A 21014-nucleotide genomic window follows, 5' to 3' on the forward strand; every position below is an offset into this window, starting at 1 on the left:
CCCAAACCCATTTTCAGCCTTTCAGCGCCATATACAGTTCCACTGGTATGGCACGTCTTTTGTGGTAGCAAGCAGAATATCTCAATGTCAAAGGTATGATATTCCAGTACTTTCTGTTTTGAAGAAGTTCAATTCTAAGCCTGGATGCATAGATATTTTTTTTCAGAATACGGATCTTCTTTTTCTCCAGTCCCATATTTTCCGCAAATCTCAGTGCCGCCTGACTGCCGACTAGATATTCATTTAAAAATTGCAGACGCTTTGTGATTTCTCTCATTTTACCCAGAGAAACATTGGCATCGTGGATCCGTCTTTTTAATGTGCTGGCATGATATATATACAGACCGTCCATGCAAAGAGCCAGCTTCCATACATACTCATCATGAGCCCATCCCTTATGCCAGTAGGGTTCTATGATCTGCAGAAAGGTTCTGCGCATACACATTGTACATCCCTGGCAGCCAATAAACACAGACTTTGGTGTAAAAGAAACCTTCTCCAGGGATTTGTCATTTTTAAACTGTTTCAACTCCCATTTCTGTGGAGAAAGGGCATCCGGTGAATCCAAAAAGATCTCAAATTCTGAACAGAGAAGCTGAATCTCCTGGTTCTTTTCTAAAATGTGCACCATCTCGGCAACCCGTTCCGGAAGCCAGATGTCGTCCTGATCGCAAAAGAAAACCACATCTCCTGAAGTCTTTCGCACAGCGCCTATAAAATTTGACGCATATCCCACATTCTGCGTATTCACCTCCACCCTCCAGGTATCCTGCAGGTGCTTTCTGGCAATAAAATCTTCTGCCAGTTCTGCTGTCCTGTCAGAAGACCGGTCATCACAGATAATGACTTCATCTACAGGTCTGGTCTGAGACAGAATAGATGCAAGCTGTTCTTCTATAAATTTTTCACCGTTAAAGGCTGCCATTGCAACTGATACCTTCATTTGTTATCCTTTCATCACATGTCCTAAAATTTTTCCTATGTATTTGCTGTTTCTGCGGTTTATATGTTTTATATACCAACCTGTCTTTCCTGTGAAATAAGGATTCTTTTTATATTCCGGAAATTTTTCAGAAACAAAGCAAAAGGTTCTGTCCAGCAGTTCCTTTTCAAGCGCGGCATCCTTCACCCTGCCGATCCTGCTCAGAGAACTGCAGAATAATATTTTCGTGCAGAAATACTCCAGTTCCTTTTCAAACTGCTCATAAAAACCATATCTTCTGTAAAAATCCAGGATATCCTGCAATACACAAAAAATATCTGCAACTTTTTTATTTTTATTTACATTCATGGTAGATGTATTCCGAAGAAAATAATAGACCAGACGTTCATCCAAATAGGCAGATTTCAACACATAAGGAATCGTTTTGATGTAAAAAGATGTATCTTCGTAAATAAGTCCTTCCGGGAAATCAAGTCCCGGGCGCAGAAGTATTTCTCTTAAATATAACTTGTTCCAGGGTGATACCTGAGGATCTATAAACATATCCCTCCTGTTTGCGTGCTGACGGATATTTCCCCGGGTGTGCAGTTCTTTATTTCCCTTTTCTGTCTCCTGTATATAATGATAATGGCATTCCACCATATGGCATTTTCTTTCCTCGGCCAGAAGATACATTTTCTCAAACATGGATACATCTACACAGTCATCCGAATCTGCAAATCCAATATATTTTCCTCTGCTGGCTCTGATGCCCATATTCCTGGCTGCTGCCTGACCTTCGTTTTCTTTTGTGATGATACGGATTTTATCCCCGTATATACCGGCATATTTTTTGAGAACTGCCGGGGAATGGTCTGTAGAGCCATCATCTACCGCTATGATTTCCAAGTCCTCCAAAGTCTGGTTTACTAACGCATCCAGGCATCGCGGCAGATATTTTTCCGTATTATATACAGGCAGGATCACACTTACCTTTGCCATAATCTTTTCTCTGTCCCCATTATTTCTTTTTTTCATATTCGTTGTTGTAATGCCTGTATTCATAATCCGGTGATTTGGCCGAAATGCCGTTATAAATAAAACCGCCTATGTTGGCATCCAGGGCTTCCAGTTTCCGCACCACTTTTTCTTCACGGTCGAATTTTGTCATCATTTCCCGCACAATCAGTATAAATGCTGTAGCTGCTTTCGCCATAGACAGGGCATCCGATACAATTCCGATAGGCGGTGTATCTATAAATATTACATCATACTTTTTCTTACACTCCTGCAGAAGCTGATACCATTGATCACCTGCAAGTAATTCTGCGGGGTTTGGGGGAATACTGCCGGCAAGGATCAGATCCATATTGGCATCAACAGAAACAATTTCCAGCCGTTCCACAATGCCGGCCAGATACTGGCTCAATCCGGTTTCTGTATTTACCTTTAGAATTTGTCCCATAACACTTTTTCTCATATCCGCGTCTATGAGCAGAACTTTTTTTCCAAGATTGGAATAGGATTTTGCCACATTAAATGCGTTCAATGTTTTCCCTTCATTGACATCTGCACTTGTGACTGCATATACCGGACATTTTTCACCCCGCCTTGTAAACAACAGGTTTGCCCGGATATTGCTGTAAGCTTCCTTTAAATGAAAAGAGCTCTTTTCGTTTAAATATACATCTGCTTTTTCGCCTTCTTTTTCAGATAAAATCTGAGGAACCGTTCCGAGAATTGGAATTGTAAAGAGATTTTCAATTTCATAAAGCCTTCTGATGGTAGTATTCAGCATCCCTTTTATCAGAAAACATACGGCTGCCAGAAAGAATCCTGCCGCTCCGCCCAGAAGTGCATATTTTACCACACTGGTTGAGGCATATGGGACAGTAGGAAGCTCCGCTTCATCAAGGACTTCAATTCCTCCTGATTTTACTACGCTGATAATTTCATCCGGTGCCAGCTTTCCTATGGTGTTTGCTATATTCATGGCATTCTCAGGGCTGCTGTCATAAACGCTTACATGAAATACCGCCGTATTCTCTACAGCGGTAGCACCAATCTCTCCTCTCAGCCTTCCGATACTATATTCCTTCAGACCTGTCTCTTCCATAACAGCCTTTAAAAAGCGGTTGCTTCCGATGATCTGCATATAACTGTCCAGAAGCCCTTTAGCCTGAGTCATCTCATTACTGCTTATATTCACTCCAGTATCTGTTACATAATCCGGACTGCTGTATACATAAAAGGAAATTTTCGCCATATAAGTGGTATTTTGCTTCCATGCTGCCAAAATCCCTCCTCCCGCAGCCAGCAGTAAAGCTGCCAGAATCATATATTTAATCCTGGACTTCATGATCCAGAATATTTTTTCCAAATTGAAATTTGTCAGTATTATCTTGAACACTTTTACCCTCCTCAGTGTGATCGTTTGATCATTCTTTTTTATGTCTCAATCCGGCTTTCCGTTCAAATCTTCCATAATCCTGACGATAAGTTCTCTCTGCCGATCTGTTGTCATTCCTTCTGTCGGTCTCACCATTCTGAATATTCTTAGCTGCTTTGCAGCCTGCAGACATTCCGTCATCATTTCAGGCGTAAACCCCATTCTCTTATAAGAAGTTTTCTTATAGAGACTTTCTGTTACCAGATTCAGTTTTTCTCCCCCCATGATCTCTTCTGCACAAACCTCAGAAACCGTTCCTGCCTGCAGGATCACCAGAACATGAGCCAAAACCCGTTCTTCCATACAGGAGTCTTTCATGCACAATCCATACTTTTCCCTGCCGCCGTCCGGAATCCGTATCAGCTGCGCTTTGCTGATACCCTGCTTCTTAACCACGTCCTCACAGAGACGCCTCAGTGGATACGCGCCGATTCCGTATATAACTCCGTTTTCTTCCTCCATAACAACTGCATCATCAGAAACAAATGAAAAGCCATGCTGTAAAAGCGCATCTGTCAGCGTGGATTTTCCACTTCCGCTCTCCCCGCTGATGATCAGAAGTTTGTTTTTATATTCCAGCCCGCTTCCGTGAAGGACGATTTTTTCTCTCTGTATCAGGAGTATGGTCATACACATATTGAGAATCCACTGTTCCAACTGATATATATCAAGTTCTGCTGTCTTATGATATTCAATTTTCCTGCCCCGGGTTATTCTGAACAAGCCCACCGAAAAGACATATAAGAGACTGCACTCTCTGGCAAGCTTCTGCATCATCCATGCCTGCTTTCCCTCTTTGTCCACAGATACCTGCACCTGCGTTTCCTTGTATGCCTCTGCCTTACCATACTCTTCTGTCAGGTCAGCCCTTACGATCTCTGCCTCTGTCTCACTGTCATCGGAAAGCTGAAACGTGGAAGGCAGTTCTATTTCTGAATAAACATTCAAACCATATATTTTATATTTTGCCATCGTATATTCTTCACTTTATCTCTGATTTTCTGTCGTATAATACAAAATGACTGATGTGCACTCACCAGTCATTTTTTCATTTTTATTCACATACACTCAAGCTGATGTATTATTTTCTCCATATGACTGCTCCCACCCAATCACTTCCCCATTCGGTCCTATTACAGCAGTTTTATCACTATCTGGCATTTTGGGATTTTGGGGACCAAAAGCTGTTTCTTTTACATCCAACACTTCCATATCTGGCCTAACCCATGATTCTTTCATAGCGATAACCTCCTCCTTTTATATGTTACATCATATGCTCATTACAGATATGATTCAAGTTTTCTATCAATATTGTTAGATTTACTTTTTTAAAAAAGAATGACCCCCTGTAGTCCAGCAGTCATTCTTTTACTAAAATACATTATACTGAAATTAAAGAGATGCAGCAGCCTCACCGAATTCCTGTTTCCATCCTAAAATGTTTCCCTGATCATCTGTCACTGCAGTTTTTTCTGAATCAGGGTTGTTTGGATTCATTACGCCAAAGGCTGTTTCCTTTACGTCCAGAACATCTACATCTGGTATTATCCATGTTTTTCTCATACTTGTCACCTCCTTTTGTGTTACCTATATTATCCTGTTTAAAATCACTAATCAACTCTTCTATCAACATTGTAAGACTTTTTCGCTTCGAGATATTCCAATAATATATTAGTAAAAATATGGCGCACAATCTCAAAATCCGTCATATCCTTTATCCCCTTTTCCTCCAATCCTGTCAGTGCCTTTTTGCAGTCAATACAGGTGCTGCCGGAGAATTTTTTGTAGTTTTCCTTCCACTCTTCTTCAATCTGACTGCTGAAGGGAAGCAGGCGTTGTTTTAAATCTGCGCTCTGCCTTCCCATGCCCTTTTCTTTCAGAATATGAGCCGGCACAATATCCTTCATATATTCAGCGATCAGACGGCGCCTGACACCATTATGGGTAAACTGTCCGTACGGCAGGGAGGTCACAAATTCGATCATCCTCTTATCCCTGGTAGGGTCCCGCATGATCACTCCTGTAAACAGAGAATTTTTCTGCATATACTCTCCGTAATGACGCAGAGTATCTGCTGTGAGGAATGCCTGCTGATAGGCCTTATGGGAATAGGAGCATTTCTGGATTTTTTTATCCAGCCGCAGCAGCCTTTTGTCCGAGCCGTTTTTTTTCAGATAGTCCCTTCTGACAAAAGATTTCCCGAACAGGGCTTCTCTGTCTGCCTTTTTCACTTTTTTGTGAAAAGAATCCTTCACAGCTGTCTGCAGAACGCTTTTTTTCGTAAAATGCAGTTTTTTATTGATTCCGCAGACTTCCCTGTACAGGGTTATCCATCTTCCCCTCCTGAAAAGCCAGGCCAGATATACCATCGCATTATCAAAAGAAACCGTTCCGTTGCCAAACATACCGCCCAGCATAATCCTTGCATTTTTCTCGTATGCCTGTCTCATCCCCTCATAAATCCAAAGCATATTCTGAGGCGACTTATAGGGTATCTCCGAAATCCTCATATATTTTTTTCTGTCATACCAGCAGTTCATTTCCGGCATGTTCATAAAGGTACATTCCAGATTCTCCACCACATCTGCCGTTTTTTGAACAAGTTCTGTCTCGTCCGTGATATAGCCCTTCCCCAAGTCCGGTTCATACCCGTGAAAAGGTACAGAGGTGAAGGAATAAAGCTTTTTTCCGCACTTTTCCAGTTCCTTTGCTGCCAGACAGGCAACCGAAGTGGAATCATAACCTCCGCTTAATAAAACGGCTGTTTCCGCCGGAGAACGCAGAAGACAGGCTGTACATTCTCTGTACAGATCCAGAAAATGCTTTTTATACTCCTTATCACTTTTATACACTGTTTTTTTCTTTTTCTGATAAGGCTGCCAGTAACAGCGTTTCTTAATATCTTTCTGCGTAATTTTCAGGAATCCGGCCGGAGCCGTACGGTAAATCCCCAAAACCGGTGTCTCTTCCGCCTCTGTAAATGCGTTCAGATTATCCTGCCCTATGTAATCTGCCACCCACCGGTCATTTATTTTCAGCTCACCGCACAGCTCCTCCAAAGGTCTCATCAGAGAAGAATAATAAAACACATCGTCGCGGATCAGGTAATACACATACCTGTAGCCAACGGCATCTGCCAGAACCGTGACTTCTTTTTTTCTCCTGTCATACCAGACAGCAGCATATGCTCCCAGCAGATCATTTTGACAGCTTTCCCCATATTTTTGAAGCATCAGGTATAACAGTCTGCCATCTGTCACAGCATCCTGCTCTTCAAAATGAAGGCGCTTTAATAATGCTTTGCGGTTATCCAGGATAACGTCCGCGTCGAAAAAAAATTCCTGCGCTTTTATGGGTAACTGCTCACTTACAGCTTCTTTGGTAAAATACTGTATTCCGCACCCCATATAGATATCGTCTTCTTTTATCTCTTCCCACCGGTCAATCACACAGTCGGAAAATGCGCTTTTCAGGATACTGCACTCTTTTGCTCCGATCTTCTTACCATTCAGACTGACAGCGCCACATATTGCAGACATAAGATCCTCCTCTTTTGGAAACGTTTCCGGCAGCAACAAATAACATTACTTCGCAAAAATTAATTGATAATTTAATGTTTTTCGTAATGTTATCACTAATTTTATTGTTTTTTATTATTTTATCTAATTAATTCCTTGCCGCTTTTCTTAAAATAAGGTACAATAATTTTATAATAAATTCATTTACATGGAGATAAACAATGGATAAATATACCATAATACAACTAAAGAAAAAATTGAATGTAACAGATTTATCCGGTGAAAAAGTCATGGTAGACTTTGATTCCGGAAAGTATTTTATGATCAAAGGTGCCGGTAATGATATCTGGAATTTAATACAGACGGAAATTACGGTGGGGGACATTATTAAGAGACTTATGGAAGATTATGAAGTCTCAGAAGAGGAATGCACTTCTGCTGTTATAAAATTTCTTCAAAAAATGAAAGAGCTGGATTTCATTTATTGATCACCATAGATCTTATCTCTATGTCCGGCAGCCATCCGCTTCAGGAGATTTTACTCCTGATCCATTCAAGCAAATACTGCCGGTCATCTTTTTCCAAAATAACAGCAATGTTTATAAGCAGACCAATACCGCCTAAAACAACCGCTGAAAAAATCAATCCTGGCCATGAGCCGTCAGGAAGGATTCTCTTAACTAAAAAACCAACGAAAATCAAAATTCCTGATGACCCTACTGTCATAGCCACCTGAGGATAAAATCTGTTCCACTTAAAATCCAGATATTTTGATGCAGCCGGCAGTGTAAATACCATATTTCTGGCCAAATTACATACCGTACTCACCCCTGCCACTGCATAAATACCAAAATCCGTAAATTTTACGAATATAAGAGTGATCAGACAGGATATACATCCGCTTATCAACATGGCAGCCGCATTCTCTTTTACTCTGTTCACTGTTGTAAAAACATTGTAAAGTATCTGAATTCCACTGGTGAACATGTATCCTAAAATAGACAACACTGACAATATCTGCAATAATTCCGCATCCTGAGAAGGAACCCATAATTGAAAGAACTTGTCCCCTAAAACAACTATGACTGCAATGGGTATGGTCATGACAATGGAAGTCAGCTTCATGGCCCGGTTCATGTCACGAAAGATCGCCGTCTTATCGCCCTTTGCATAGTTAATGGTAAGCTCCGGGGCAAACGCACCACGAATAGCCGCCGATAACTGCTGCATGTAATTCGGCAGTATTTTCGATAAAGACAATATCCCCATAGCTGCTGCTCCTAGAAATAAATTACAGATAATCAGGTCCAAACCACTCAAAAGTATATTTCCCACGTTAGAAATTGTATTCCAGATTCCTGAGCCAACAAGTTTCCGGATTGCATCTTTGGAACAGATCATCTCCTTCGGACGCAGAAAAACTTTTAACTCCGGTGTCAATTTGTGCGTATTATACCAGTTAAACAGCAGCAGAAGCACCGTCACCGCGGAAGAAGCCATGCCCACATAATAAACCTTTGGGGCCATGACAGTGAATATCAAGAAAAGAAACAGGCAGCGGAACAACGCTGTCCCCATCTGCGGAATATAGGAACGGTCCAGCCTGTTGGCAATATAAGTTCCGCATTCCCAGTTCGGAACCCCTGTTGTAAGCAAAAAGTTAAAAAACACAAAGCTGAATAACACTTTAACATCAAATATAATATTTTCAGGAATCCGGATCATGACTTCCAGTCTGGCAATCGTAAACACTGCGGGTATCAAAAAAAGCACAGTAATGATCAAATTCCCCCAAAAGACTGAATTATAATAGAGATTTGCTTTTTTATAATCTTTCTGCACATATGAAATAGAGATAAAGCGGGCTGCCATACTGTTCAGAGCCGCTGCCACTAATTGTGCATATGTCACAAAATTATTTGCCAGTGTTATAAATCCGTTAGCCTCCACTCCTATATTTTTTACGATATAGGGAGACAGCCAAAAATTGATTATCACATTTGCAGCCAAAACCATAAGGCTGCAGATAACATTGATCATTGTTTTTTTGTTTGTTCCCATTCTTACCTTCCGCGATCCATCCTTTACTTATTAATATTTATGATGGTTTTTATTTTTCGTTTACATCCGGACAGGAATTGATAGATTGGATGGTAACCCAATTTTTTTATATCCATCTTATAAAACCACTGCAGCTCTTTTGGCAGTACTGTAACTTCAATCTTTTGTCTCATGGTATCCTGTGCCCTTTTGTAAACGCTGTCTCTTCGATAGGGCGGAATATTTCTTTTGTCATAATAGATTTTCGGAAATTTTCTCAGCTGCTTTTTAGTATAAGGAAACCCATATTCTTTGGCGTCCGCGCCTTCTGCGGTAATCTCCAGAATCGTTCTCCAGCACTTCTCACATTCACAGCAATTTTTACCGCCGTCTGACTGCCAGCATACTCTCAGAGGAATGGCAATCCCTGTTTTCCCGGAAAAAGAAGTAATATTATGTACTTTATCCTGACGGTCAAACTCATATCCATCATGAACAACCTTAACTTGGCAAAAACGCAGATGATTATCAATCGTGGGATCCGAAGCACAGGTAATGATTCCTTTTTCCTTACTTGTAAAAGAAGATGCAAAATATACTGTGGATTTTCCCATCAGGCAGGTAATAGGTGCAGCATGGCCTATGATCCCAATTCCATGCTGAAACCCATGCCACCAGCCATCACCACTTTCCACAACTTTTTTATTTAATTCATCATCATTTATAAACAGCCTGAAGCTTGATTTAATAGTCACATAATCAAGCTGAAATTCCTCTGCTGTTTTCTCCAGGTGATGAAACACTTTCTGCCATCCTGTTTCATCCTCAAACTTTATGTCTGCTCCCCATACGGTCAACAGAACCGGTTTCTCTTCCAGATGCTCCACCAGTGTATGAAAAGCATCCACTCCTCCGCTGAAGAATGCGGCTGCGCCCTTATTCCTTGGATTTTCATTTTTTATAATGTTGTATGCAGTGAAGGTTCCGGCAAACCTGACCGAAGGATACATATCCTTATATCCCTGCTTAACTGCCTCTATACAATGATAAAAATCCCAGTCACAGGAAGGGACCTGTATTTCCGCATTCCAGACCCAGGAAATCGGCAGTGTGTTACATAAAAACGGAATCACTGCTATACTTTCCGGTATCTCTGAAATGTCAGCAGAATATTCCACAAAAAACGGTTGTTCCGGCCGAAATACCTTCTGCCATTCTCCCTCTGCATGATAGCTGTATGTAATACGGTTTCCCTCTATCAGCGGTGAATCCAATATGATTCTATTTTTCATCTCACGCCGTCTCCTATTATTTTCCTGTTCAATATGCACCTTTTCTTTCAAATAAAACATGCACAGTGCAAAACAATATTTTAAGATCCAATAACAGGGACCAGTTGTCGATATATTTCAAATCCAGTTCTACTACCTGTTCAAAATCCGTTATATCATTTCTCCCGCTTACCTGCCACATTCCTGTGATCCCCGGTTTAATACTGATTCTCCGCCACTGGCTCCTTCGGTATTTTCCCACTTCATCAAGTGTAGGCGGTCTTGTTCCCACAAGGCTCATTCTTCCCTGTAAAACATTGAATAACTGAGGAAGTTCGTCTATACTGGTTTTTCTGATGAATTTTCCCACTCTTGTTATTCTGGGATCATCCTTGATCTTAAACATAACTCCGCCTGTCATCTCATTTTGTTCCAATAAATCTCTTTTTTTCTCCTCCGCATCGGTGTACATACTGCGGAATTTATACATATGAAAGTGACGGCCATTTTTCCCGACGCGTACCTGTTTAAAAATAACAGGCCCCGGTGAATCCAGCTTTATGGCTGCCGCAGTGACAAGCAGAACAGGACAGGCTGCTATGATCCCCAATATACTGACTACAATATCCATGACTCTTTTCAAAAACTGTTCATAATTGTTAAGTGTGATGGTATGGTAGGTGACTACAGGATAGGTGCCTACCGAGCTGACATAACTGCTGAGCCTTCGCCGTGCAGAAGAGTCGATCACTACTTTGACCGTCACTCCCATCTCCATACATATATCAATATACTGCTGTATCTCAGATATACTCTCATGATTCCTTTGAATAAAGTAAATCTGGTCAATTTCATGGGTCCGTATAATTTCCTCCAGTGATTCTAAATATCCCAGAACATTATACATCCCGTTTGCTTCTTCTCCGGCCCTCAGAATATACCCTATTTCGTTCAGCCTGATACTGGTCTTATTGAGAAAATAAGTGAATTTCTTATATTCATCAAAGACTCCTACAAAAGCTGCACGCGGTGCCTGAGCGCTGCATTTTACAAACTGCAGCAGTCTGCTGAAAATGATATTTATACTCAGAAGAAAATAAGAAATCATCAGAAAAACAAAATAGAATCTTCTGATATTCTTTCCCGGATTAAAGACAAACAAAACCATGGCTGTTGTAACGGCAGCCAGACCCCAGGATTTTGTTATGATCCGGTAAAACCTGTCCAGATAAAAAAACAAGGTAACATTATAAATACGTGCTTCCTTGTTGGACAGAATGTAGATCACTGCAAACGCTTCTACCATTGTCAGGCAATATAGCGCCTCCGTCTTACTTATCTTGTTAAAAAAAATAAAATATTCCACTGCAAAGGCCCCTGCCAATACCGCAATATCAAGACAAATCTGCAGTACATTTGTCTCTGCTCCGCTATTTTTTCTATTCATTCAAGTTTCTCTCTTATAACATTATTTTTAATTGCCCGCTATTCAAAAATTTTAAGGTAATCAAGAATAATATCTTCAATTTTTCCACCCTGAATTATATAAGGGGCAAACTTATGGTTTTTTGCTTCTTCTATATATTCCTGCAGTCTGTCCAGGTCCCTGCAGTATAAAACACAGTCCTTGCCTGCAAATGCTTCTGCAATCTGCTGCTGATGATCATCCACATGTTCATGATACTTTTCTAACCGTGGGACAACAATCACCGGCTTTCCTTTTAACAGACCCGACATAATGGAGCCTACTCCTGAATGCGTGATCAAAATGGAACATTCCTCTATCATCCCATTAAACTTTTCGCTGTCAACAAAATCTGCATAACGGCAGTTTACCGGTACATAAGCAGAAGAACCTGTCTGTATGAATACTTCTTCCTCTAATTGAGGAGCGATCTTATCAACCGCCTCTACAAGCCGGTTCATCTGAAACTGCTGGGTGCCCAATGTAACTAAAATCAAAATATCCCACCTCCGAGCATGGCCTTCGGATATAATTTCAGCATATCTTCCCATTGGACAATAAACAAATCCGTAAAGCTATACAAGAGTTTCCCTGTCAAAGAGGGGGTCTGGACCCTTGCAAAAGACTCCACATATATTATTTTAGTGCTCATCAGTTTCCCTATTACGCAAAAGGGATATGCGATCAAAGCTCCGGTTGTTATAATGAAATCCGGCTTTTCCATCAAAAGTATATAAATTGCTTTTATAAACAACCAGAAAAATTTCGGCAGAAAGGTGAGCTGTTTTCTGTTGGTTTGGGAAGTCATATATTTTCTGCTGCAAAAGTTTTTTAATTCAAAGTCACTTTTTTCCGTTATTAAAAAGCAGTCATTTTGCTGTTCAATTGTCTTTAATTTTGATATTTCTTCCAGATGCCCCCCTGAGGATGCAATAAACGCAATTTTCCATTTTCTCATGATTTTCCCTCTCCCACTCAATAATATCCGGTCGTTTTGAGATTCTACATTATTTTGCATTACAATATGCATTACCCCATTAAACAACTTTTCTCAATTTTTTTGCAATTTTCCTAAATAAAATACAATTTTTCGTATCATAAATTGTCTGTTTTTCTCTTAAAATCACTGTTTTTAGCAAAATAAAAATTGCAGCGGCTTTTCCATAAATCGCTGCAATTTTATATAATTTTATATGCTTACAGTTTTGTTAGCTTTCAAATTTGTAAGCTTTTTAAGGGTTTCTTCAGCAAAAACATTAAAAACAGATTGGGCAGACAGGCAGTTATCCTTTCACTGCCGAAAGACTTCTGTACTCCCTGGGCGTCATTTTTACAATTTTTCTGAAAATGCTGTTAAAAAACTTTTTATCCTCATATCCCACTGCCCGGGCGATCTCCCCAATCCGCATATCACTGCCCGCCAGCAATTGACAGCTCTTCTCTATTCTGACCTTCTGCAGATACTCCCGAAAAGACAGCCCTGTATCCTGCCGGAATATTCTGCTGATATAAGACAATGTATAATGATATTGCCGGCAGAACATTCCCAGGTTAACATAATTTTGATAATTTCTGTCAACGTACTGAATCACTTCCAAAACTGCTCTGTGTTTTGGATGCCTGGGTTTCTCATGAATGCCTTTTCTAAGAGTCAGGATCAACAGCTCGATCAGCCTGCATCTGAACACCTCCGCATATCCTTCTTTTTTCTCCCGGTATTCCTCCAGCATCCCCATGATCAATTGTTTGATTCGGCCATCCTCATCATGAAAGATACGGTCTACCGGAGTCTCCCCGGATATGGATGCATAATATCGGATCAGACACCCATGAAGAAGTTCATCCAGAGAACGGCACCCCGTCATGGTTTCATCTATGACCTCAGGCAGGAAAATACAGTTGACCAGTGTAAAATCTTCACTTTTCGCGTAACTGTGTACACTGCCGTAATCCATGATAAAATAATCGCCCTCTGTCAGAACCCCTTCCTCCTTATTCAGAGTATGCACAGCTGTCCCCTTCATCACATAAACCAGCTCAAAAAAATCATGGTTATGGCTTTCCATATCCATCTGCTGGTATGGCATCATGACCAGCCGCTCCTGTTCCTCTTTTGACACTTCCCTGATATGTATGGTAACCGACTTATCCATAAAGACAAATTCACCCCCTATTTTAGTAAAATACAGGTGTTTCTTTCCATTTTATTCTCTGATATCATGAAAGTCAAGAAAAGAAAAACGGAGGTACTTCTTCAATGGAATGGTATGCAAAATGGATCAAACCACAGACGGACACAGGGGATGTCTGCCCCCTTTTCCAAAAATATTTTTTTCTGGAAAAACCGATAAAGACTGCCAGACTTTTTATAACTGCCCTTGGTACATACGAAGCGGTATTGAACGGAAGCCGCGTGGGAGAATTTGTCCTGGCCCCTGGCTGGACTTCTTATGAAAAACGTCTTCAGTATCAGGCTTATGACATTACAAATCTGCTGGGAAAAGATAATCATATTTCCGTGACCGTGGGAAAAGGCTGGTACCGCAGTCCTATGCCCGGCTGGAGTAAATCCTCCGTCCAGGAGGAATTGAAAAAAAGCCCTGCAGGACTTATCGCCCAACTGGAGATCACCTATGAGGACGGTTCTGTGGAATACACAGTAACGGATGAGACCTGGACATTTACGGAAAGCCCTGTCCGCTTTTCGGAAATCTACGACGGGGAGATCTATGACGCCTCAATGGAGTGCGGCAGCTCTTCTGCAGGCAGCGGCAGCCGGGATTACGGTTCTGCCAAACCTGTATGTGCATTTGAAGGCCCGACACACACCCTGATTCCCCAGCAGGGCGAAGAGATCCGGGAGCAGGAAAGACTGGCTCCCATCTGTATCTTCACCACGCCAAAAGGAGAGATCGTGGCTGACTTCGGCCAGGATATCACCGGTTATGTAGAAATCAATCTTACTGCCAAAGCCGGGGAAACGGTTGAACTCTCCCATGCCGAGGTCCTGGATAAAGAAGGCTGTTTTTATACGGAAAACTACAGAACAGCCAAAGCCCAATACCTGTATATCTGCCGTGACGGACAACAGTCCTACAAGCCAAAACTTACCTTCTTCGGCTTCCGCTATATACGGATTGATCAGTTCCCGGGCGGTACATCTGCTGCAAAACCGGAAAATTTCACAGCAGTAGTGATACACTCCGCTATGCGTCGGACCGGGTATTTCAACTGCTCTAATCCCTTGCTGAACCAGCTCTTCGACAACGTCATCTGGGGACAGAAAGGTAATTTTGTGGATGTGCCCACAGACTGCCCGCAGAGAGATGAGCGGCTTGGATGGACCGGGGATGCACAGGTATTCATCCGCACAGCCTGCATGAATTATGATGCGGAAAAATTCTACACCAAATGGCTTGCAGATATGATGGCAGACCAGGGCCCGGACGGAAGAGTCGGCCACGTGATTCCCGACCTGCTCTCTGAGGAATCGGCAAGTTCCGCCTGGGGTGACGCGGCAGCGATCTGTCCATGGGAACTCTACCTTGCATACGGTAATAAGGAATTATTATCCTCTCAGTTCACCCTCATGAAGAAGTGGATCTCCTATATTTCCACTCACACAGAGACAGAATATCTGTGGACAGGGGGAACGCATTGCGGAGACTGGCTGGGTCTCGACGCTCCATCCGGAAGCTATAAGGGCTCTACGCGGGAGGATTTCATCGCTTCCGCTTTCTATGCCTATTCCACTTCACTGGTGATCGAAGCCGGAAAAGTGCTTGGTGAAGATGTGGCAGAGTATGAAGAACTGTATACTAAGATCGTGGCTGCGTTCCGGACAGCCTATCCAGAGTACAAGACACAGACGGAATGTATTCTGGCTGCCCATTTCCACCTTGCAGAAGACTGCCGGGCTGCCGCTGATCAGCTTGCGTCTATGATAAAAGAATGCGGTGTAAAGCTTCAGACCGGTTTCGTCGGTACGCCCTATATCCTGCATGTACTGAGTGATTACGGCTATTCAGAACTTGCCTACAGCCTGCTGCTTAGAAAAGAATACCCCTCCTGGCTGTATCCGGTCACAAAAGGCGCAACAACAATCTGGGAACACTGGGATGGGATCATGCCTGACGGAAACTTCTGGAGTGCGGATATGAATTCCTTCAATCATTATGCCTACGGTTCCGTGGCTGACTGGATCTACAGTGTAGCCGGGGGAATCCGGAGAATTCCTGAATTTCCGGGTTATGAGAAGGTAAAGATAGCACCCGTCCCTGATGAAAGACTTGACTGGTTATCCGTAACTCTGGATACACGCCATGGAAAAATCTACTCCGGTTGGAAAAAGGCAGGAAATGTATGGCGGTATGAAATCACTACGCCGGTGGATGCTGTTGTGGTTATTGATGGAAAAGAACAGCAGGTAACAAAAGGAACTTATCTGTTCTACAGTGAAATAGAAAGAGCTTAATTTTCAAATATCAATAAATTAATCAGAGCCAGGCCTGATAAAAGGGCCTGGCTCCACGGATGTCCCCACAAATTAAAGGCCGTGATTCTGTAACCCGTAAACAATTACATACCCACAGCCTAATTTGATTCACTACTTTAATATTATAATTCTATTAACATGCCGCTTCATCACTTCGTTTTGCTCTTCTTTCCCATTCCCACTGCTATGATTCCCAGAAGTGCTGCACCTGTCAACACAGCTGGAAACAGGATATTTGTTTCATCTTTTGTCTTCACACTTCTTGTCTTAGACATAGTACTGTTTTTGTCTGCATCTTTTGCCGCCGTCTGCTGTTTCTGTGTATTTACTGTATTATCCTTATTAGTATCATGTGCCTTATTAGTATCTTTTTCAGAATCTACAGTACCATCCGTTATTTCATCCTCTCCTTCTGAAGGATTTTGCTCCCCCCCGCTATCCTTTCTTGTGACTTCAGCCGAAAGATTTATCGTGTTAGCTGCCACATCCGCATCATCACCTGCCAACTCTTCCACATCTGCGGTAACTTCAAGAATTGTTCCCTCTTTCACACTGCTGTCCAGATTAAATACTAAATTCAACAGACTTCCATCTCCTGACAGGCGGGAGGCGGAAGCAAATGCCACTACCAATTCTCCCTCCTCCTTGCTGCCCTTCAGGCAGTCGTTAATCTCACACATGGCCCCTGTCAGCGCATTTCCTGCCTGTGCGGATTTCAGACGCATTTTTTCCGCGTCATACCGGATGCGGATTTTCCCGCTGGAAACCCGGTTTCCGCCTTCTATGTCACAGGTCACTGTGACTGAAGCATCCCCCTCCTTAACTTCATTTGCCTTAACTGTCACCAGAGCGGTCTCCTCTGCCGCAGCAGATATGCACGGTCCGGTCAAAAGTGCTGTCATAAGTATCACAACTGCTCTCTTTAATAATCTCTTCATGTGGATCAACCTGCCTTCTGTTTCTTCCTCGCTGATGTATGTCTGCAGAACCATTTCTGTGGCCTGCAGACATACCCAGACTTAAAAAGAGGTAATTTCCTCTGCCGCCATTTTCAAAATTTGTGTCACATCTTTTGTATCCTGTACCTGGTCTCTGTTTACATCAGCAGCATCCAGGCTGTCACTGGAAAGTTCTGTCATCTCTGCTGTGAATTTCAGAAGAATTGACGCATCTTTTGTATCAACAGTCTTGTCATTGTTTACATCTCCCAGAAGGCGCACATCCAGCATTTCCTGGATAAGTCTCGCAAGAACTGCATTGATTTCCTCCTGTATAGCATCTTTGTCCGTCAGCACTGCGGCTGCCTCTGTATTAACGGCCTCAAGGCCTTCCAGGCTTGCTGTGACATATCTATCCTTATTTGCAAGAATCTCACAGGCTTTGTTTACCGAATCCTGCAGTTCATCTTTGTTTCCCCGCATCTGTATATTTGCCAGAGCCTCTGCAAGACTGTTATATGCCTGGTTCAACTCGTCCTCCGATGCATCTGGATTTCCAGCTGCTTCTTTTGCCATATCCACTGCCCCCTGCAGTACAGCTATGCTTGTACTCGTATACTTTTCTGCACTCTCCAGAATTCTGTCTGCAACCAGAAGCAGTCTGTGCAGACGTGAATCTTCTTTTTTCAGCAGGTTATTGACTGCTGTGATCAACATCCTTGTGGAAGAATTGATTTCCTCTTGTGATGCATCCGGATTCTCTGCAGTTTCCTGAGCGGCCTTCAAAGCCGTTTCCACATTCTGGATACTTTCTTCACTATAAATTGCTGCTGTAGCGGGATCTTCCATAATCACCATGGTTCCGCTGATAGCTGCCTGAAGCCCAAAGTTCACAGTACCGTTTTCCAGATTTGCATATGCTTCTATGAGATCAAGAAGCGCCTGGTCTGCATCCTTCTGCGCTGACATACTGTTCTCTGCAACAGCTCTTGCAGCTGCAAGAGCTGTCTCCACAGCCGCATAACTTTCATCAGTAAAAGAATGATTTATTACCTGTTCTTTTTCCAGTTCTGTTCCCATGGCTATAGCCAGATTCAATGCAGTCATATCGGCAGGAATTTGTACGGAAATCTGAAAATCAACAGATTTGCTCACACCATTTTCTGTATAGGTGACTGTAATTAAAATATTCCCCGGTGCCGCACTATCAAAGCCTTTGACCTGCATCAGCTCTGTATCGGTAATTTCCTTTGTACTTCCATCACTGAAAGTGGCAGAAAGGACAATACCGGTCAGATTCATGTCTTCATTGACCAAATAAGATAACTTGTCCGGAAGTGTCTTTATCTCTACACTCTCAAGAACCGCTTCCTGGACGGTTTCGTTAAATACAGCCTGAACATTTACATCTTCAGCCGGCATGACAAAACTGGTTCCTTGTATTGCAGTTCCGTTGACCGTAAGACCTGCTTCTGTCAGCTCATATCCTTCATCCGGAGTTACTGTCAGATAAACGGTTTCTCCCTCACCGGCCTGTATACGGCTTGCTGTTACAGTACCATTCCCAGCTGCTTCTGTCTGAATGGTATACAACTGACGGCTGCGCACAAATTCTAAATTCCACAACTGACTGTCTGCACCTGTATAAGGCTGCAGAACTGCATACCTGTCGCCAATCTTATCGGCTTCTCCTCTTGTAAGAGCCAGACCGCTGTTGCTGTTAATAATGCTGAAATATCCGTTTTCCATCTCCGTTACCAGCCACAGATCTGCGTCTGAATCGTTTCCGGTCTGGACTACTGCTGCCCCTGCTTCCATGGAAGCATCTTCTACGCTTAATACTTTATTGCTGTTCAGGTTTTTGATCTGATATGCCCCGTTCCCTGTTACCGGTTCTAATATCCAGTAAAAATTATTGTTCAATTCCCGGGTCCATTCCAGAATCTTTTCGCCTTCTTTTGTGGAGGATTTTGGCAAACACAGCATTTTGCCGCTCTCTTTATTTGTAACAAAACGGGCATCCTCCCTAACTGCCTCATAATCTGCAGTTATATTTAAATCACTATTTACATTACTGACTTTAAACCATGTACCTGTAACTTTTACAGGATTTCCATTAACCTGGACTCCGCTGATTTTATAGCCTTGCTTTGCCTGAATGATAAAATACTGGTCGGCACCGGCTTTTACACTGCCTCCATTTGGATATAATGCTGCTGTTTCATTATCTATGCCGTTGATGATATTATAGGATACCGCATCACCGACCGCACTGCCAATATTCCATAATTGTGTTTCTGTTCCTTTATCTTCTTCTAAATATAATGCGACCTGGCTTGCCGTTCCGCTGTTCTCTTTTCTTTCGTTGGATGAAAGCAGCAATCCAGTGGATACATTTATAATTTTATTTCCATTTTCTGTTTCCTGAATACTCCAGAACTGTGCTTTGTTCTGTTCATCATACGGCATCTGCACTAAGGAATTGTCAGAAGACGGCGTTAGTACCTTACCGCTGTTAACGTTTATGATTTTATAGTATTCCTGATTGTCTGCCGAAACTTTTTCAAGTGTCCAGTTTAAATCCAGACTGCCTGAGTTAGTCCAGCCCACAACACGCGCATTGTCATCTTTGGAACTGCTCCATACACACATATATCTTCCGGTATACTGATTTATAATATTTACTGCGTCTTCGGGAATCAGCCGCGAATTCACATCCATTTTCCCCCAGCTGACTGTATTCTGATATCCCTTGTCTGGAAAGCCACAGCTTAATATATACAATTCACCGTCTTTTAGCTGAATCAGCTGTCTGTTGTATCCGGTCGGCACACCTGTATCATAAACGATCCACTCTCCAGTAAGGTCTTTCTTTGTATTAATGAACACGCCGCTTTCTTTGGAAGCTGTCATTGCTACATATCCGTTATCCAGCTTCAGACAGTACGGACTTCCTCCGTATCCATAAGTAATTCCCACATCCTCAGCATCCCAGTGGAATGGGTCATTGGGATAGAGTGACAGTTTATAATTACAGGGAATCGGATTATTATTGTTAAGGCCTACTGCCTCATAAACCATGACATAATACCCGTTCTCAAGCTGTGTGACAATTGGCATTCCCGGACGCATACCTGGGTCTGTCCAGGCAACTACATCCACCGCCTCATCCCATGTCAGACCGTCTGTAGTTGACTGATAGACCAGTTTCTGATTCCACTGGGAATATCTCTCATCCGAATAATAACAGATAAGGGAAGAGGTCGGTTCATCATATAAAATAAATGGCTCCCAAACCGGATCATCTCCCATATAATTTCTTCCTCCGTCAGTGACAAGAGAACTCTTGAATTCCCAGGTCCTACCCAGATCCTCACTATAGTACATATCAAAATGTGTCTTTGATAAATCTTTCGGACATACACATCCGATACAAACAATGCCTCCTTTTTTCATATCTCCCACATCGCCGGGCAGCTCGTATAACTCAGGACAGCATTCCATACCCCAGCGGTTATCTGCATTTTCCGGTGTCTGATTCTGCGTCTCTATCACATTACCCACGGATTCCCAGGTTTCACCGGCATCCAGACTCTCATAGATTGGAAATACTTTGCCATTATCGGCATTCTCGATTACACCAAACTCCCAGGTAACCAGCATTTTTCCATTATCTTCTTCATTATCCTGATATTGAAGCTGAATGGCCCTTGGAGATACGGCGCTGTTTCTCGTTCCATAGGTATCGGGTGTCCAACCATCCGGTGTTTCATATATAATCCCCGAAGTACTCTCTGCCGCCACAGAAACACAGCTGGCCGCTACTGCTGCTGTAAGAACCAGGGCACCGGACAGACATTTTAACAGATGCGCTTTTTTCATCATATTTGTTATCCTTTCTCTGATTATTATTTTA

General features: G+C 42.4%; 17 protein-coding genes. 2 read left to right on the top strand and 15 right to left on the bottom strand.

What is annotated here, in order from left to right:
• Positions 1-13 precede the first annotated feature (13 nt).
• From LC508_RS12980 to LC508_RS13010, 7 genes are all read right to left on the bottom strand, one after another.
• Positions 14-943, bottom strand: a complete 930-nt coding sequence (locus LC508_RS12980) for a glycosyltransferase (protein WP_033139344.1) — start codon at positions 941-943, stop codon at positions 14-16.
• 3 nt (positions 944-946) lie between these two features.
• Positions 947-1924, bottom strand: a complete 978-nt coding sequence (locus LC508_RS12985; RefSeq protein WP_033139429.1) for a glycosyltransferase family 2 protein — start codon at positions 1922-1924, stop codon at positions 947-949.
• A gap of 19 nt (positions 1925-1943) precedes the next feature.
• Positions 1944-3332 carry a polysaccharide biosynthesis tyrosine autokinase gene (locus LC508_RS12990; protein ID WP_033139343.1) on the bottom strand — a complete coding sequence of 463 codons (1389 nt, stop codon included), beginning with the start codon at positions 3330-3332 and terminating at the stop codon, positions 1944-1946.
• Positions 3333-3377: 45 nt separating this feature from the next.
• Complete coding sequence (locus tag LC508_RS12995; protein WP_033139342.1) at positions 3378-4343, bottom strand: phosphoenolpyruvate carboxykinase (ATP); 966 nt, start codon at positions 4341-4343, stop codon at positions 3378-3380.
• Positions 4344-4439: 96 nt separating this feature from the next.
• Positions 4440-4610, bottom strand: coding sequence for a hypothetical protein (locus LC508_RS13000; RefSeq protein ID WP_156120798.1), 171 nt, complete (start codon positions 4608-4610; stop codon positions 4440-4442).
• Between the two features lie 153 nt (positions 4611-4763).
• Positions 4764-4934 carry a hypothetical protein gene (locus LC508_RS13005; RefSeq protein ID WP_156120797.1) on the bottom strand — a complete coding sequence of 57 codons (171 nt, stop codon included), beginning with the start codon at positions 4932-4934 and terminating at the stop codon, positions 4764-4766.
• 47 nt (positions 4935-4981) lie between these two features.
• Positions 4982-6910 (bottom strand): asparagine synthase-related protein, encoded by a 1929-nt coding sequence (locus tag LC508_RS13010; RefSeq protein WP_118593768.1) that lies wholly within the window; start codon positions 6908-6910, stop codon positions 4982-4984.
• A gap of 200 nt (positions 6911-7110) precedes the next feature.
• On the opposite strand from LC508_RS13010, the gene LC508_RS13015 reads away from it, so the two are divergent.
• A complete protein-coding gene (locus LC508_RS13015; RefSeq protein WP_033139340.1) occupies positions 7111-7377 on the top strand; it encodes a PqqD family peptide modification chaperone in 267 nt (88 codons plus the stop codon).
• Between the two features lie 40 nt (positions 7378-7417).
• Here LC508_RS13015 and LC508_RS13020 read toward each other — a convergent pair whose 3' ends face one another.
• The 6 genes from LC508_RS13020 to LC508_RS13045 form a co-directional block, all read right to left on the bottom strand.
• The gene (locus tag LC508_RS13020) at positions 7418-8950 is read right to left on the bottom strand and encodes a lipopolysaccharide biosynthesis protein (protein ID WP_033139339.1); all 1533 of its coding nucleotides are present in this window, start codon (positions 8948-8950) and stop codon (positions 7418-7420) included.
• Between the two features lie 23 nt (positions 8951-8973).
• The gene (locus tag LC508_RS13025) at positions 8974-10221 is read right to left on the bottom strand and encodes a hypothetical protein (protein ID WP_052098842.1); all 1248 of its coding nucleotides are present in this window, start codon (positions 10219-10221) and stop codon (positions 8974-8976) included.
• Positions 10222-10249: 28 nt separating this feature from the next.
• Positions 10250-11647: a sugar transferase gene (locus LC508_RS13030; RefSeq protein WP_033139338.1), complete on the bottom strand. Its 1398-nt coding sequence runs from the start codon at positions 11645-11647 to the stop codon at positions 10250-10252.
• A gap of 38 nt (positions 11648-11685) precedes the next feature.
• Positions 11686-12162: a PssE/Cps14G family polysaccharide biosynthesis glycosyltransferase gene (pssE, locus tag LC508_RS13035; RefSeq protein ID WP_103733254.1), complete on the bottom strand. Its 477-nt coding sequence runs from the start codon at positions 12160-12162 to the stop codon at positions 11686-11688.
• Positions 12159-12623: a PssD/Cps14F family polysaccharide biosynthesis glycosyltransferase gene (gene pssD / locus LC508_RS13040; protein WP_033141106.1), complete on the bottom strand. Its 465-nt coding sequence runs from the start codon at positions 12621-12623 to the stop codon at positions 12159-12161. Before pssD ends, pssE begins: the two co-directional genes overlap by 4 nt.
• A gap of 325 nt (positions 12624-12948) precedes the next feature.
• Positions 12949-13818 carry a helix-turn-helix domain-containing protein gene (locus LC508_RS13045; protein ID WP_033141105.1) on the bottom strand — a complete coding sequence of 290 codons (870 nt, stop codon included), beginning with the start codon at positions 13816-13818 and terminating at the stop codon, positions 12949-12951.
• Between the two features lie 104 nt (positions 13819-13922).
• On the opposite strand from LC508_RS13045, the gene LC508_RS13050 reads away from it, so the two are divergent.
• On the top strand, positions 13923-16139 hold the full coding sequence (locus LC508_RS13050; RefSeq protein ID WP_103732102.1) for an alpha-L-rhamnosidase: 2217 nt from the start codon (positions 13923-13925) through the stop codon (positions 16137-16139).
• Positions 16140-16309: 170 nt separating this feature from the next.
• Here the strand turns inward: LC508_RS13050 and LC508_RS13055 are convergent, their stop codons facing one another.
• Both LC508_RS13055 and LC508_RS13060 read right to left on the bottom strand, forming a co-directional pair.
• The gene (locus LC508_RS13055; RefSeq protein WP_158587218.1) at positions 16310-17098 is read right to left on the bottom strand and encodes a cohesin domain-containing protein; all 789 of its coding nucleotides are present in this window, start codon (positions 17096-17098) and stop codon (positions 16310-16312) included.
• Positions 17099-17179: 81 nt separating this feature from the next.
• Positions 17180-20983 (bottom strand): RICIN domain-containing protein, encoded by a 3804-nt coding sequence (locus LC508_RS13060; protein ID WP_118593769.1) that lies wholly within the window; start codon positions 20981-20983, stop codon positions 17180-17182.
• Between the last annotated feature and the right edge of the window lie 31 nt (positions 20984-21014).

The sequence above is a fragment of the Blautia parvula genome, from assembly GCF_020215665.1.
GTDB lineage: Bacteria > Bacillota > Clostridia > Lachnospirales > Lachnospiraceae > Blautia > Blautia celeris.

Excerpts from the sequence above, each read along its gene's own strand:
- LC508_RS12980 (WP_033139344.1), bottom strand. The coding sequence starts at position 943 with ATGAAGGTATCAGTTGCAATGGCAGCCTTTAACGGTGAAAAATTTATA.
- LC508_RS12985 (WP_033139429.1), bottom strand. The coding sequence starts at position 1,924 with ATGGCAAAGGTAAGTGTGATCCTGCCTGTATATAATACGGAAAAATAT.
- LC508_RS12995 (WP_033139342.1), bottom strand. The coding sequence starts at position 4,343 with ATGGCAAAATATAAAATATATGGTTTGAATGTTTATTCAGAAATAGAA.
- LC508_RS13000 (WP_156120798.1), bottom strand. The coding sequence starts at position 4,610 with ATGAAAGAATCATGGGTTAGGCCAGATATGGAAGTGTTGGATGTAAAA.
- LC508_RS13005 (WP_156120797.1), bottom strand. The coding sequence starts at position 4,934 with ATGAGAAAAACATGGATAATACCAGATGTAGATGTTCTGGACGTAAAG.
- LC508_RS13010 (WP_118593768.1), bottom strand. The coding sequence starts at position 6,910 with ATGTCTGCAATATGTGGCGCTGTCAGTCTGAATGGTAAGAAGATCGGA.
- LC508_RS13015 (WP_033139340.1), top strand. The coding sequence starts at position 7,111 with ATGGATAAATATACCATAATACAACTAAAGAAAAAATTGAATGTAACA.
- LC508_RS13020 (WP_033139339.1), bottom strand. The coding sequence starts at position 8,950 with ATGGGAACAAACAAAAAAACAATGATCAATGTTATCTGCAGCCTTATG.
- LC508_RS13025 (WP_052098842.1), bottom strand. The coding sequence starts at position 10,221 with ATGAAAAATAGAATCATATTGGATTCACCGCTGATAGAGGGAAACCGT.
- LC508_RS13030 (WP_033139338.1), bottom strand. The coding sequence starts at position 11,647 with ATGAATAGAAAAAATAGCGGAGCAGAGACAAATGTACTGCAGATTTGT.
- pssD (WP_033141106.1), bottom strand. The coding sequence starts at position 12,623 with ATGAGAAAATGGAAAATTGCGTTTATTGCATCCTCAGGGGGGCATCTG.
- LC508_RS13045 (WP_033141105.1), bottom strand. The coding sequence starts at position 13,818 with ATGGATAAGTCGGTTACCATACATATCAGGGAAGTGTCAAAAGAGGAA.
- LC508_RS13050 (WP_103732102.1), top strand. The coding sequence starts at position 13,923 with ATGGAATGGTATGCAAAATGGATCAAACCACAGACGGACACAGGGGAT.
- LC508_RS13055 (WP_158587218.1), bottom strand. The coding sequence starts at position 17,098 with ATGAAGAGATTATTAAAGAGAGCAGTTGTGATACTTATGACAGCACTT.
- LC508_RS13060 (WP_118593769.1), bottom strand. The coding sequence starts at position 20,983 with ATGATGAAAAAAGCGCATCTGTTAAAATGTCTGTCCGGTGCCCTGGTT.